Origin of the sequence: Streptomyces viridifaciens, from assembly GCF_001888885.2 — a bacterium.
GTDB classification, from domain to species: Bacteria; Actinomycetota; Actinomycetes; order Streptomycetales; family Streptomycetaceae; genus Kitasatospora; species Kitasatospora aureofaciens.
This window is the reverse complement of record NZ_CP090841.1, coordinates 7,365,496-7,379,801: the sequence shown is the minus strand read 5'-3', so window position 1 is coordinate 7,379,801 and position 14,306 is coordinate 7,365,496. Positions and strand designations below refer to the sequence as shown.

General features: G+C 72.5%; 11 protein-coding genes. 8 read left to right on the top strand and 3 right to left on the bottom strand.

Going from position 1 to position 14,306, the window contains the following annotated elements; genetic code table 11:
- The first annotated feature begins 11 nt into the window (after positions 1–11).
- From ppsA to BOQ63_RS40200, 4 genes are all read left to right on the top strand, one after another.
- The gene (ppsA, locus tag BOQ63_RS40215; RefSeq protein WP_072655958.1) at positions 12–2,375 is read left to right on the top strand and encodes a phosphoenolpyruvate synthase; all 2,364 of its coding nucleotides are present in this window, start codon (positions 12–14) and stop codon (positions 2,373–2,375) included.
- A 240-nt stretch (positions 2,376–2,615) separates the two neighbouring features.
- Entirely contained in the window at positions 2,616–3,110 is a 495-nt protein-coding gene (locus BOQ63_RS40210) for a universal stress protein (protein WP_050367051.1), read from the top strand.
- A gap of 243 nt (positions 3,111–3,353) precedes the next feature.
- Positions 3,354–4,217 (top strand): universal stress protein, encoded by an 864-nt coding sequence (locus BOQ63_RS40205; RefSeq protein WP_030285809.1) that lies wholly within the window; start codon positions 3,354–3,356, stop codon positions 4,215–4,217.
- A 14-nt stretch (positions 4,218–4,231) separates the two neighbouring features.
- Entirely contained in the window at positions 4,232–4,939 is a 708-nt protein-coding gene (locus tag BOQ63_RS40200) for a helix-turn-helix domain-containing protein (RefSeq protein ID WP_046385456.1), read from the top strand.
- Positions 4,940–5,077: 138 nt separating this feature from the next.
- On the opposite strand, the gene BOQ63_RS40195 is transcribed toward BOQ63_RS40200, so the two are convergent.
- Positions 5,078–5,566, bottom strand: a complete 489-nt coding sequence (locus tag BOQ63_RS40195; RefSeq protein ID WP_030285813.1) for a carboxymuconolactone decarboxylase family protein — start codon at positions 5,564–5,566, stop codon at positions 5,078–5,080.
- A gap of 117 nt (positions 5,567–5,683) precedes the next feature.
- Here BOQ63_RS40195 and BOQ63_RS40190 point away from each other — a divergent pair, with 117 nt between their 5' ends.
- Positions 5,684–6,664, top strand: coding sequence for a pirin family protein (locus BOQ63_RS40190; RefSeq protein ID WP_072655957.1), 981 nt, complete (start codon positions 5,684–5,686; stop codon positions 6,662–6,664).
- 609 nt (positions 6,665–7,273) lie between these two features.
- The gene (locus tag BOQ63_RS40185; RefSeq protein WP_072655956.1) at positions 7,274–8,308 is read left to right on the top strand and encodes a site-specific integrase; all 1,035 of its coding nucleotides are present in this window, start codon (positions 7,274–7,276) and stop codon (positions 8,306–8,308) included.
- A gap of 173 nt (positions 8,309–8,481) precedes the next feature.
- On the opposite strand, the gene BOQ63_RS40180 is transcribed toward BOQ63_RS40185, so the two are convergent.
- Entirely contained in the window at positions 8,482–8,844 is a 363-nt protein-coding gene (locus BOQ63_RS40180; RefSeq protein ID WP_143174865.1) for a CGNR zinc finger domain-containing protein, read from the bottom strand.
- Between the two features lie 379 nt (positions 8,845–9,223).
- Between BOQ63_RS40180 and BOQ63_RS40175 the strand changes: the two genes are divergently transcribed.
- Positions 9,224–10,864, top strand: coding sequence for a glycoside hydrolase family 27 protein (locus tag BOQ63_RS40175; protein WP_072655954.1), 1,641 nt, complete (start codon positions 9,224–9,226; stop codon positions 10,862–10,864).
- Positions 10,865–11,086: 222 nt separating this feature from the next.
- On the opposite strand, the gene BOQ63_RS40170 is transcribed toward BOQ63_RS40175, so the two are convergent.
- The gene (locus BOQ63_RS40170) at positions 11,087–13,342 is read right to left on the bottom strand and encodes an MMPL family transporter (protein WP_079183971.1); all 2,256 of its coding nucleotides are present in this window, start codon (positions 13,340–13,342) and stop codon (positions 11,087–11,089) included.
- A 143-nt stretch (positions 13,343–13,485) separates the two neighbouring features.
- Between BOQ63_RS40170 and BOQ63_RS40165 the strand changes: the two genes are divergently transcribed.
- Complete coding sequence (locus BOQ63_RS40165) at positions 13,486–14,160, top strand: TetR/AcrR family transcriptional regulator (RefSeq protein WP_063756608.1); 675 nt, start codon at positions 13,486–13,488, stop codon at positions 14,158–14,160.
- Positions 14,161–14,306 lie beyond the last annotated feature (146 nt).

Below are 14,306 nucleotides of genomic sequence, written 5' to 3'. Positions count from 1 at the left end.
TGGAGGCAGCCATGCGCCGTGTCATCCGCTTCCGCGACCTCGGCCGGGAGGACGTCGGCCTGGTCGGCGGCAAGAACGCCTCTCTGGGCGAACTGATCAACGGCCTCGGTCCCGCCGGAGTACGGGTACCGGACGGTTTCGCCACCACCGCCGACGCCTACCGCGAACTGCTCGACACCGGTGGCCTGCGCGAGCGGATCGCCGAGCAGGTCGACCAGCTGCACGGGGGCGCCCCGCTGCCCGAGGTCGGCGCCTCGATCCGCTCCGCCATCCTGGCCACTCCGCTGCCCGCCGCACTGGCCGGGGACGTCCTGACGGCGTACGGGCACCTCGCCCGCGGAGCCGGGCGCACCGACCCCGACGTCGCGGTGCGCAGCAGCGCCACCGCGGAGGACCTGCCGGAGGCGAGCTTCGCCGGCCAGCAGGAGACCTTCCTCAACGTCCGGGGCGCCGACGCCCTGCTGGACGCCTGCCGGCGCTGCTACGCCTCGCTGTTCACCGACCGGGCGATCGACTACCGGGAGCGGATGGGCTTCGACCACCTCGCCATCGCCCTGTCCATCGGCGTGCAGCTCATGGTGCGCTCCGATCTCGCGGGCGCCGGCGTGGTGTTCACCCTGGACACCGAGACCGGCTTCCCGGGCGTGGTGGTCATCAGCGCCGCCTGGGGGCTGGGCGAGACGGTGGTCAGCGGTCAGGTGGACCCGAACGAGTACACGGTGTTCAAGCCGGTGCTCAAGGACCACCGCCTCGACCCGGTGGTCCAGGTGCAGCTCGGCGCGAAGAGCCGGAAGGCCGTGTACGGCGAGGACGGCTCGACCACGACCGTCGACACCGACGAGACCGAACGGGTCCGCCCGGTGCTCGGCCAGGGCGACATCCGCACCCTCGCCGAATGGGCGGTGGCCGTCGAGGAGCACTACGGCTGCCCGATGGACCTGGAGTGGGCCAAGGACGGCATCACCGGGCAGCTGTTCCTCGTCCAGGCCCGCCCGGAGACCGTGCAGTCCCGCCGGCACGGCGAGGTGCTGCGCCGCTTCCGGATGACGGGTACGGGTGAGCGGCTGGTGGACGGCATCGCGGTCGGCGAGGCGGTCGGTGCCGGGCCGGTGTGCGCGCTGGCCGAGCCGGTCCGGCTGGAGCGCTTCCCGCAGGGGGCCGTCCTGGTCACGGAGATCACCGACCCGGACTGGGAGCCGCTGATGAAGCGGGCCGCCGCGATCGTCACCGACCACGGCGGGCGCACCTCGCACGCCGCGATCGTCAGTCGGGAGCTGGGCGTGCCGGCGGTGGTCGGCACCGGTTCGGCGACCGCCCTGCTGACCGACGGGCGGCAGGTCACGGTCTCCTGCGCCGAGGGCGCGGAGGGCCGCGTCTACGCGGGCCGGGTCGCCTACGAGGCGACCGAGACCGACCTCGGATCGCTTCCGGCCACCCGGACCAAGGTGATGCTCAACCTCGCCGACCCGGGCGCCGCCTTCCGCTGGTGGCGGCTGCCGGCGGACGGCGTGGGCCTGGCTCGCACCGAGTTCGTGGTCGCCCACCAGGTGCGCGTCCACCCGATGGCGCTGGTCCACCCCGAGCGGTTGTCCGCCGAGGACCGGCGGCTGGTGGACGAGCTGACGTACGGCTACCCCGACCGCACCGACTACTTCGTCGACCTGCTCGCCCGAGGCGTCGCCCGGATCGCCGCCTCGCGCTGGCCGGACCCGGTGGTGGTGCGCACCAGCGACTTCAAGACCAACGAGTACGCCCGGCTGGTCGGCGGTGCGCCGTTCGAGCCGGTCGAGGCCAATCCGATGATCGGCTGGCGCGGCGCGAGCCGCTACTACGACCCCGGCTACCGCGAGGGGTTCGCCCTGGAGTGCCGGGCGCTGCGCCGGGCCCGGGACGAACTGGGGTTCACCAACGTGGTCGTGATGATTCCGTTCTGCCGCACCCCGCAGGAGGCCGACCAGGTCCTCGCGGTGATGGCCGACAACGGGCTCGCCCGGGGCGCGAACGGCCTGCGGGTGTACGTCATGGCCGAGATCCCGGCCAACATCATGCTCGCCGAGCAGTTCGCCGAACGCTTCGACGGCTTCTCGATCGGCAGCAACGACCTCACCCAGCTCACCCTCGGGGTCGACCGGGACTCCGGCCTGCTCGCCCACCTCTTCGACGAACGCAACCCGGCCGTCACCCGCAGCGTCGAGTCCCTGATCGCGACCGCCCACGCGGCCGACCGCCACGTCGGTCTCTGCGGCCAACGCCCCAGCAACGACCCGGACTTCACCCGCTTCCTGATCGAGGCCGGGATCGACTCCATCTCCGTGACCCCGGACAGCTTCGCCGCGGTGAAGCACGCGGTGGCCTCGGCCGAGGCGGAGGGCTGACGGCGCACGGGCTGCACGGAACCGCGGCCCGCCGTTCGGGCTGCACGGAACCGCGGCCCGGTGCCCGGTGCGGTCAGGAGCCGGGGGCGGGAGTGCCGCAGCCCCGGCCACGGCTCGCACCGGCATGCCACCGCGCGACAGCCGCGGGATCATGGGAGTGAACCGGCTGACCCGCGGCCCGCCTCCCCGGACCGCGAGCCGGGCAGGGCACCAGTCGGTGGCCACATCGTGGAGGTCCCCGTGAACACCACTCCCACCACACGCCCGGCCGGCCCGATCGTGGTCGGAACGGACGGCTCGGAGCCCGCCCGCCGGGCCGTGCTCTTCGCTCTGCGCGAGGCGCAGCTGCGCGGGGTCGGCGTCCGGGCCGTCTGCGCCTACGGCGGCGGACGCACCGAGCCGTCGAACCGGGCGATGACCGGCTGGCGCGATGCCGGCAGCGAACCCTTGCCGCACCTGCACGACACCGTCGCCCGGGAGGTGACGGACTTTGTCGAGGAGCTGCGGCAGCAGGTGGGCGAGCCCCACGTGGAGGTCGAGGTCCGCTGCGAGCGCGGCCGGCCCGCCAAGATCCTCCTGGAGGAGAGCCAGGACGCCACCATGCTGGTGGTGGGCACCCGCGGCGCCGGACTGTGGGGCCGACTCACACTCGGCTCGACCAGCACCGAAGTCGTCCACCACGCCCACCTGCCCGTCGTCGTCGTGCCGCCCGAACCCCGGACCCCCCACGGATGAGCCGGCACCCCCCTGCCCCGCCCGGATGGCCGGCGCCCACCCCGCCCCGCCCGGATGAGCCGACACCCACCCCGGCCCCGCCCGGATGGCCGGCGCCCTCCGGGGCCCGCGGGGCCCACCGACCCACCGTCCCGGTCCGACCGGCCCTGCCCCGCACGGACCGCGGCGGCCGACGATGAGGGTGGTCAAGGCTCCGCACAGAGCCGGTGACGGCGCCGGCCGGGGCCGACGAAGGAGTCTGCGATGAACGGCTTCGAAAGCCTCCGCCCGGTGATCGTGGGCGTCGACCGCTCCGAAGCGAGCCACTGGGCCGTGCGCTGGGCGGCGGACGAAGCGGCCGGGCACCATCTGCCGTTGCGGCTGCTGCACGCGCAGGAGTGGCCGGTCGACCGGGCCACCGACGTGGCGGACCACCCCTGGGCGATCGGCCTGCGGGCCGCCGGGGAAGCGGTGCTGGAGACCGCCCGGCTGCTGGCGACCGAGCGGCACCCCACGCTCGAGATCACGTCCGAACTGGCCGAGGGCCGGCCGGTGCGCGTGCTGCGCGACGCCGCCGACGAGGCCACGCAGCTCGTGCTCGGCGTCCGCCGGGTGAGCGAGGCGCACTCCGCCCTGCGGATCGGGTCCAAGGGCGCTTCCCTGGCCGGCCACCTGAGCTGCCCGCTCGCCCTCGTCCCCGAACCCGCCGACGGTCTCTCCGGCCCCGGTCCGGTCGTGGTCGGGGTGGACGGCTCGCCGGCCTCCCGGGCCGCGGTCGGGTTCGCCTTCGAGGAGGCGTCGATCGGCGGCACCGACGTGCTGGCCGTGGAGGTCCGGCGCCCGACCGAGGCGGGCCGGCCCGAACTGGTCGAGGAGTCCCTGACGGACCTGTCCGAGTCGCTGGCCGGCTGGCAGGAGAAGTACCCCGAGGTCCGGGTGCGGCGCGAGGTGCTCACCGGCTCCCCCGCCCCGATGCTGGCCACCGTGGCAACGCACGCCCGGTGCCTGGTCATCGGCAGCCGGGGCCTGGGCGGCTTCCGCGGGCTGCTGTTCGGCTCCACCGGCCGCGCCCTGGTGCACCGCTGCACCGTGCCGCTGGTGATCGTCCCCAACGGCGCCCCGGCCTGACCACGGAGATCGTCATGAAGACCACCAACGAACGCGCCGTCACGGCCGACCCCGGCGACATCGGCCGACGGGTGGCCCATCGCCGCGCCCGGCTCGGCCTCAGCCGCGAGCTGGTGGCCGAGCGCAGCGGCCTGGACGCCGGATTCGTCGCGTACCTGGAGACCCGTCCCGTTCCGGTCGGCGTCAGCACCCTCACCCGGCTCGCCGACGCGCTCGACACCACTGTCACCGACCTGCTCGGCGGCGGGCGCGAGGTGCCGCCCGGCCGGGCCCGCGCCAACTCCCGGGTACGGATCGAGGAGCTGGACCCGGCCGCCTGCTGGACCAGGCTCGGCCGCGGCGGTGTCGGCAGGGTCGTCCTCGTGGCACCCCGCGGGCTGGTGGCGCTGCCCGTCAACTACCGGGTGCTGGACGCCACCGTCCTTTACCGCACCGACGCCGACGGCACTCTCGCCCGCGCCGCGGACAGCGAAGTCGCCTTCGAGGTGGACCAGTTGGACGAGGTGTTCGCCACCGGCTGGAGCGTACTGGTGAACGGCACCGTCTCGGTCGTCTCCGACGAGGAGGCCGTGCGCTGGTTCGAGCGGCACTCCGACCCCGGCCCCTGGGCGGGCGGCACCCGGGACACCTGGATGCGGATCCGGCCCACCGGGATCAGCGGCCGCATCATCCTCCCGGAAGGGCCTCCCGTCGCCGACTCCGGAGTGGGCGGGGAACCGTGACGGTGAACGCCTGACCGCACGTCCTCGTGGCCGGCGGCGGCTTCGCCGGGCTGGAGACGGCCTTCGGGCTGCGCCACCTGCTCGGCGTCCGCGTCCCCGGCCGCCACCCCGGCCCGCAAGCCCGTCCACACGCCCGGTCTACACACCCGGCGTCGGACGGACCGGGTGCTTGCTCATGATCGACACCCGGTTGAACGAGTTGATCGCGATCGCCACCCAGATCGCCGCCGATATCTCCTCCTCCGTCAGCGCGTCCCGTGCGAGCATGTAGGCGGCCTGCTGCGCGGCCGCGTCCGACGGGTCCGTGGTCGCCTCCGCCAGGGCCAACGCCGCCCGCTCCCGCGCGGTGAACAGCTCGGTGTCCCGCCAGGCCGGAAGCACGCCGAGCCGCTGGGTCGTCTCGCCCTCGCGCAGCGCGGCCCGGGTGTGCACGTTCAGGCAGTACGCGCAGCCGTTGATCTGCGAGACCCGCAGGTTGACCAGCTCCACCAGCCGCCGGTCCAGCCCGGCCTCCGCCGCGACCGACCGCGCCGCCTCGGCGGCCGCCAGCAGCGCCTTGTAGGCCTTGGGGCTCTGCTTGTCGACGAACACGCGTCGCTCCGCCGGGACCACCGTCACATCACTCACCTGAAACCTCGACTCCCACGGACACCGTCGACTCACTGCCGTTCGGCACTCTGCCATGCATAATAGTTGAATCTGGAACTATATGGAACCGACTCCACCCCGGGAGGGACCCCAGCCGTGAGCAACGCCGAGACCGAGCCGCACCCCAACGCTCAACCCCAGGAGCCCCAGGAACCGCAGGCCCCGTACGTCGAAGTCCTGTCCGCCCGGGACGTCCCGCTCGGCGGTCCGCGCGCGATGACCGTACGCCGCACCCTCCCGCACAGCTCGCGACGGCTCATCGGCGCCTGGTGCTTCGTCGACCACTACGGCCCTGACGACGTCGCCCTGACCGGCGGCATGGACGTCGCCCCGCACCCCCACACCGGTCTGCAGACCGTCAGCTGGCTCTTCACCGGCGAGATCGAGCACCGGGACAGCCTGGGCGTCCACGCCCTCGTGCGCCCCGGCGAGCTCAACCTGATGACCTCCGGCCACGGCATCTGCCACTCCGAGGTCTCCACCCCCGCGACCACCGTGCTGCACGGCGTTCAGCTCTGGGTCGTCCTGCCCGACGAACACCGCGACACCGCAAGGGACTTCCACCACCACGTCCCCGAGCCCGTCACCCTGGACGGCGGCGAGGCCCGCGTCTTCCTCGGCACCCTGGCCGGCCACACCTCCCCGGTGCCGACCTTCACCCCGCTCCTCGGCGCCGAACTCACCCTCGATCCGCACGCCACCGTCACGCTGACCGTCGACCCCACCTTCGAACACGGCGTCCTCGTCGACCGCGGCGAGGTCCGCCTCGCCGGCACCGCCCTCCACCAGGGCGACCTCGGCTACCTCGCCCCCGGCCCCACCAGCCTGACCGTCACCAACACCGCCGACACCCCCGCCCGCCTCGTCCTCCTCGGCGGCATACCCTTCGAGGAGCAGATCATCATGTGGTGGAACTTCATCGGCCGCTCGAACGAAGACATTACACGAGCACGCGAAGACTGGATGGCCTCCGAAATCCCCGACCGATTCGGCGCCGTCCAGGGCTATCCGGGCGACCGCCTGCCCGCTCCGGAGCTCCCCGGAATCCCCCTGAAACCGCGCGGACGCGTGCGCTGACCTGGGTGTTTGACGATCGGGGGTGCGGCGGTCGGTCCACCGCACCCCCGAGCCGGAGCCCCCTTACGCCCACCCCGAAGCGGCCCTGTCGACACCCGCCTCCGCCCTCGACGCATGACACGGTTCGACCATCTGTGACAGCGCCTGCCAGGACCAATGCTGACCCAATGCTGACTTTGCTGACGCTCCGTCAGACCTTTCAGGGCGGTCCACGTCACGCACTCGCGGAGCCTGGGGAAGTCGCCACCACGGCGCCCAGCCCGGATCGTCGATTCGGTGCCGACCGCACTGCCGCGACGCTGCCCCGTGCCGGGACTTCGCAGTCCTTCCGGTTCGCAACGTTCGACGGCTCGCACCCGCAGCGGCAGCACACCCGGAGGGTGCCGCCGTGAGGACCTGCGGACGCCCCGGCACGCCCCCTCTCCAGCTGCCGAAGGACGGTCACCACCCCGGACGGGGCATGCTGGAGGAGACAGCCACCATGCCGCCCGCACCCCACCGATGATCTTGCTTCAAGCCAGTTATTAGATCGACCCCGCAAGAGGTTCCAAGAGCTCGCCGACGGAAAGAACCCGCCGGCCCGACCATCCCCGTCGCTAGGGTGACCCCATGGCGGACGTCACAGCGGCAGCGGCACCTTCGATCGAGGCGCTGGACGCCCTGGTCGAGCGGGCCTGCGAACCGCCCACGGGCACCTCCCGGGCGAAGCAACTGCGTTGGATCGCCGGCGAACTGCGCACCGCCCTGGAGCGAGGTGCCATCGCAAAGACAGCCTCCGGCTCACTCGCCCTGCTCCTCGCGCCGGACACCCTCACTGCCTATCTCACCGCCGCCGAACGGGGTCTGCTGCGGCGCAAGCCCACCGCACGACCGGACCACGCCTCACCCGCGTCCATGCGCGTCCGGGAGGACTGCCTCCGCATCCTCAGCACCCGGGCCGGCCTCACCGTCACGTTCCCGGAGCGCGACCGGCCGCAGGTCGCGCTCCGGCCAGTGGTCGCCGCCCGCCCGCGCAGCATCCTCCTCGGCCACCTGGAACACTCGGCCCGCCCCGGTCGGTCCGCGTCCCGCAGCCGGATCCTCGCGATCATCGGCACCGTTCTGGACACCGGCTGCCGCGCCGGCGAACTCTGCGCCCTGCGCACGGACAACGTCGACCTGCACCACGGCACGATCCGCCTCACCCGCCTCCCCCAACACCGCAACCCGCACACCACTCCCGCCACCGAGACGGTCGCGCTGTCCCGCTCCACCCGGGCCGCGCTGCGCCACTGGCTCACCGTCCGCAGCCACCTCGTCGCCCGCGACACCACCGAACCCACCGGCCCGGACAACGAAACCACCGACGCCCTGTGGGTGAGCACCGCCCCCAGCGGCCACCCCCGCCCGGGCCTGCCCCTTCAGTTCCGCGGCCTGGCCCGGGCCTACGCCCGCGCGATCCACGAGCTCAACGCCGACATGGCCACAGAACCCGGCTGGCACCCCCTGCCACGACGCATGGAACAGCTACGCCGCGCCATCGAACTCGAACCGGCCGACCCCGACGGTGCAACCCTCCGCCGCCACACCCTCGCACCTGCCGCCGGCCCCGAAGCAACGCCCCCGGATAGTCGAGGCCGCCCGATGAGCGGCTCTGTCCGGTAATCGGCTCTGCCTCGTAATCGGTGGCAACGAACCGTGACAGGCATCGTTGGCAGGTCATGCGAGACGTCAACAAGCCTGTGGGAACGGTATTTTCAGGACTTTCGGCGCTGGTCATCGAAAGCGTGACGGACGGGGGCGAGGTCGTCCGGGTGTCGGGCGGGTGCCGTGCGGGGTCAGCCCGTTTCCTTTCGGCGGCCACAGTGAGCGGCGACGGTGGTCCGGCTCGCGCAGGCGTTGGAGCAGAAGTGCCGGGTGCGGTTGCGGGAGTCGTCGACGTGGAAGCGTTCGCAGTCGGCGGCGTGGCAGTGGCCGATAGTGACCGCCAGGTCGCCGCACACGACGTGGGCGAGTGCCGCGGCGCAGCTGCGCCCGAGCCAGGTCACGGCGTCCTCGCCGTTCGGAGCGAGGTGCAGGTGGGGGGAGCCTTCGCCGTCGTGGTCGTCGACCCGGATCAGCGGAGGGTGCTGTGCCCGTCCGCAGACGCCTGCGGCCGCCCTCACCCTCGCCGCCGAACTGCCGCCCGGAGTCGAAGCCACCAGTTCCGCGAGGCGGCCCGCCTGACCACCCGTGAGCTGGGGCTGACCTGGCTGCTGCGCGCACTCTGACGGCACAGCACATGTGACCGGTGGTTGCGCCAGGGGGCGGCCAGCGGGCGGCGCGCAGTGTTGCAAGAGGGGTTGACACTGTGTGCAGGGTGCTGGAAGCTCCCATTGGCCGACGCCGGGGACATTCACCCGGCGGTCTGTTCGCGACCGATTGTTAGCGCTAACAAGGAAGCCGCACCGGAAACCGGCGTGTAGTGCTCCCTGCTCGGAGTCCCCACCTCCCGCAACGGCGGGGCCGTCCAGTCACGGGGTTGTCATGCCCGCGAAGATTCACCTCCTCCATCACCCCACCCGCCAGGAGGCGACCACCATGCTCCATGCGAACCTGCGCAGGACGCTTGCCCGCGCCCTCTCGGCGTTGCTCCTGTCCTTGGCGCTTCCGCTGCTCTCGCTGGCCGCGGCCCCGCCGGCTGCGGCGCTGGGCAACGGTCTGGCGCTCACGCCGCCGATGGGTTTCAACGACTGGAACGCCTACGGCTGCAACGTCTCCGAGCCGCTGATCAAGAGCACGGCGCTGGCCATGCACAACAACGGCATGCAGAATGCCGGGTACCAGTACGTCAACATCGACGACTGCTGGATGACCCACACCCGGGGCTCCGACGGGCGCCTGGTACCTGATCCGAACAAGTTCCCGGACGGGATCAAGGGCACCGCCGACTACGTCCACTCGCTGGGGTTGAAGCTGGGCATCTACGAGGACGCCGGACTGCAGACCTGCGGCGGCTTCCCGGGCAGCCTGGGCCACGAGACCACGGACGCGCAGACCTTCGCCGCCTGGGGCGTGGACTACCTGAAGTACGACAACTGCTATGCGGGCCCCGGCTGTTCGCTCAACTCCTGCCCCAACGGCACCAAGGCGCCCGCGCAGACCCGGTACACCACGATGCGCGACGCCCTGGCCGCGACCGGCCGCCCCATCCTGTTCAGCCTGTGCAGCTGGGGCGAGGACAGTGTGTGGACCTGGGGCGCCGGCGTCGGCAACAGCTGGCGCACCACCGGCGACATCAACGCCAGCTACAACAGCATGTTGTCGATCTTCCACAGCAACGTGAACCTGGCCGCCTACGCCGGGTCCGGTCACTGGAACGACCCGGACATGCTGGAGGTCGGCAACGGCCCGCTCACCGACACCGAGAGCCGCTCGGAGTTCAGTCTGTGGGCGGAGATGGCGGCTCCGCTGATCGCCGGCACCAACGTCGCCTCCGCGAGTCCGGCCACCCTGGCCACGCTCACCAACGCCCGCGTGATCGCGGTGGACCAGGACTCGCTCGGCAAGCAGGGCATCCTGGTGTCCTCCGCCGGCGGTCTCGACGTGCTGGCCAAGCCGCTGGCGAACGGCGACGTCTCGGTGGCCCTGTTCAACGAGACCGGATCGACCGCGACCATCAGCACCTCCGCCGCCGCGATCGGGAAGACCGGCGCCGCCAGCTACGGCCTCACCGACCTTTGGTCCGGCGCGACTTCGACCACCTCCGGCACCATCAGCGCCTCGGTGCCGGCGCACGGCACCACCATGTTCCGCGTCGCGGGCGGCACCAGCGGCGGAACGAACCAGACCGGCCCGGTGTACGCGGTCGGTGCGGGCAAGTGCCTGGACGTGCCGAACTCAACCACCACCCCGGGTACCCAGATGCAGATCTGGGACTGCAACAACCAGCCGAACCAGACCTGGGCCCGCACCGCCTCCGGCCAGCTGACGGTCTCCTCGGGCGGCACCCGGATGTGCCTGGACGCGTACAACGGCCAGACCTCGCCCGGCACCAAGGTCGAGATCTGGACCTGCAACGGACAGCCCAACCAGCAGTGGACCCGAAACACCGACGGCACCGTCACCGGCGTCCAGTCCGGACTCTGTCTGGACGTCAGCGGAGCGTCGACGGCGAACGGCGCGCTGGTCCAGCTGTGGGCCTGCAACGGGCAGAGCAACCAGCAGTGGAAGCTCGGCTGACCACCGCTCGAAGCCTCATCCGGGCCCGGCTCCGGCTCGCCCACAGGGCGGTGCCGGTGTCGGGCCCAGGTGCGTAATCGATCGGTGGCCGCCGAGGGTGTTGCGCATGATCGGACGGAATCGGTCGGGTCCGCGCAGGCCGGGGCGGCGCGTTCCACACCAGCGGACCGCAGGCGTCGTGGGGCGCCCGCGGTCCGTTGGTGTGACTGTCCGCTGGTGCGACTAGCCGACCACTGTCGGGGAGCGGGGCGCCTCGGCGGCGGCCGCCGGCTGGTAGAACTCGGTGTGTCCTTCGACGTGGAGGTGGGGCAGGCGGCGGTCCAGCCAGGTGGGCAGCCACCAGTTGCCTCGGCCGAGCAGGTGCATCACGGCCGGTACCAGCAGCAGTCGGACCAGCGTGGCGTCGATCAGGATGGCCGACCCCATGCCGACGCCGATGACCTTGATCGGCAGGTCGGGCGCCGGGACGAAGGCCGCGAACACGGCGACCATGATGGCCGCGGCCGCGGTGATCACCCGCGCGGTGCCCGCCAGTCCGCTGACGATGGACTCCGCGTTGTCGCCGGTGCGCAGCCAGGCCTCACGCATCCGACTCACCAGGAAGACCTCGTAGTCCATCGAGAGGCCGAACAGGACGGCGAAGGTCAGCACCGGGACGAAGGCCGGCAGCGGGGTGGGGCTGTCGATGCCGATCAGTCGGCCGGCGGTGCCGCCTTCGAGGACGAGGGCGACCACGCCGTACGCGGCGCCGACGGAGAGCAGGTTCATCACGGCGGCCTTGAGGGCGACGGCGAGGCTGCGGAAGGCCACCAGGAGCAGAAGCATCGACACCGTGACCACGCCCCCGACCAGCAGCGGGATGCGCTGGGAGATGTTGTCGGTGCTGTCGATCGCGCTGGCGGTCGCCCCGCCGACGTGCACCCGGACGCCGGGGCCGACCGCGGCCGGGATGACGTGATCGCGGAGGTCGCGGACCAGGGTCTTGGTGGCGCTGGACTGCGGACCGCTGTCCGGGACGACGGTGAGCAGCAGCGAGCGGCCGTCGGCGCCGGGCACCGGAGGGGTCACAGCCGTGACGCCGGGCACCGCCTTCAGCGCGGTGGGCAGCGAGGCCGTCGCGTCGGCGGGGGTGCCCGGCGCCAACTCGGCGACCAGAACCAGAGGCCCGTTGCTGCCCGGTCCGAAGCCGGCGGCCACCGTGTCGTACGCCAGCCGGTTCGAGCGCCCGGCGGGGTCGTTGCCCGCGTCGGGGAAGCCGAAGCGCACGCCGAGGAACGGCGCCGCGAGCGCCAGCAGGACGACGACCCCGGTGAGGGCACCGAGGACGCGGTGACGCTCGACGAGCCGGCTCCAGCGCAGCCAGCCGGCGCCCACCGGGCTCTCGCCCTGGGCGGCGCGGCGCTGGGGCAGGGGTAGCCGCAGGCGCTCGATGTGTCGGCCGAGGTAGCCGAGCAGGGCGGGGAAGAGAGTGGCGGACGCGGCGATCACGATGAACACGGAGAGGATCGCCGAGACCGCGGCGCCGCGCATGAACGACAGGCCCATCGCGAACAGCCCGAGCATGCTGACCACCACGGTCATTCCGGCGACCACGACCGCGCGGCCCGCGGTGTCCAGCGCGGCCACCGTGGCGGCCTCGGGTTCGAGCCCCTCGGCGCGCCACTCGCGGAACCGGGTGACCAGCAGCAGCGCGTAGTCGATGCCGACGCCGATGCCCAGCATCGCGGCGAGCGAGGTCGACCAGTCCGGGACCGGCATGATCGCGGCGAGGACCGGCAGCAGGGCGCTGCTGACCGCGAGCCCGCCGAGCGCGGTGAGCATCGGCAGGCCGGCGGCCACGACCGACCCGAAGGTGATCACCAGGATCACGGCGGCGGCCGCGATGCCGATGCCTTCCGAGCCGATCGCGCCCTGCTCGGCCAGCTGGACCGTCATGCCGCCGAGGTGGACGCGCACGCCGCCGTCGACGGGGCGGGCGAGGTCGAGCAGCTGCTGGGTGTCCGCCTTCGGCATGTCGGGGGCGACGGCGACGTCCAGGTGGATCTGCCCGAGGGCGGTGCGGCCGTCGGCCGACACCCTGCCGCGCGGGCCGTACGGGTCGTCGATGCCGCTGACGTGCGGCACCTTGGCCATCCGGGCGAGCAGGTCCTTGACCCGGTCGCGGGTGGCGGCGTCGGTCACGCTGCCGTCGGAGGTCAGCACCAGGCTGATCGATTCACCGCCCAGCCCGGGGAAGTCCCGTGCCAGCAGTTGCTGGGCCTGCTTGGAGTCCGAGCCGGGCGCGGTGTAGTCGGCGCTGTACTTGGCGCCGAGGCCGGCCGAGAGACCGAAGGCCGCGCCGGCGGCGAGCAGCCAGAGCAGCACCGTGCGGCCCCGGTTCCGGAAGCTCCAACCGGCTATTCGGCCGAGCGGGCCGGGTCTGTGTGGCCCGCTCTCCCCGGCGGCTGTCCGCCGATCCTCGCGCAGTCCCTGGGACATGTGGTCCTCCGTACGTCGTCAGGGGCCCCGTTCCCCCCGGAATGGCGTTACGCTTCATAACGGGTCTTACGAAGCGTAACGTTTCCCTCGACGGGTACGGATTGTCAACGCGGTGACTGGCGCAGCGAGCCGATGGAGATGCGATGACGGGTGGGTCGACCGATGAGAGCGGGGGGCGGAGCCGCCGTGAGCGGCTGCGCGCCGACACTGTGGAGGAGATCAAGCGCGCGGCCCTGGGCCTGATCGTCGAGCGCGGCGCCGCGAACCTCCGCTTCACCGACATCGCCCGCAGTATGGGGATGACCCCGCCCGCGCTGTACCGCTACTTCGCCGACCGGGACGAGCTGCTCACCGCCCTGGTCGCCGACTCGTACGACAGCCTGTCGGACGCGTTGACGACGACCAGCGAGACCGTGCCGGCGGACGACCTGGACGGACGCTTCGTGGCCACCTGCACCGGCTACCGCACCTGGGCGCAGCGGAATCCGGAGCGCTTCGCCCTCATCTTCGGCTCCCCCGTGCCCGGGTACGCGGCCCCACCGGACGGACCGACCGTGGTGGCCGCCCGGCGGGCGATGGAGCACATGGCCGAACTCGTCGCCGAAACGGCCGAACGCGGCCGGCTCGGCAGCCCGCTGGTGCCGGACGCGGCGGAATCCCTGATGCTGGCCTGGGCCACCGTGCACGGCTTCGTCGCCCTCGAGGTGCACGGCCACTTCCACGCGCTCGACCAGGACGCGCGGGACCGCCTCTTCGCAGTCCAGGCGGGCGTCGCCGCGCGCACCGCGGGCCTGTCGCCGGCCGTGGACCAGTGGTGATCAAGGCCCGTCCCGGCCGCCTGGTGCATCGAACAACTCCGCGAACTCCTCGCGACCGCACCCACTGCGAACGGTTCCTCAGGAGCCCCGCCGGACGAGGGCACCGGGGCGGACACATCGCCGGTGTCACCGAGGGCGGATCACCC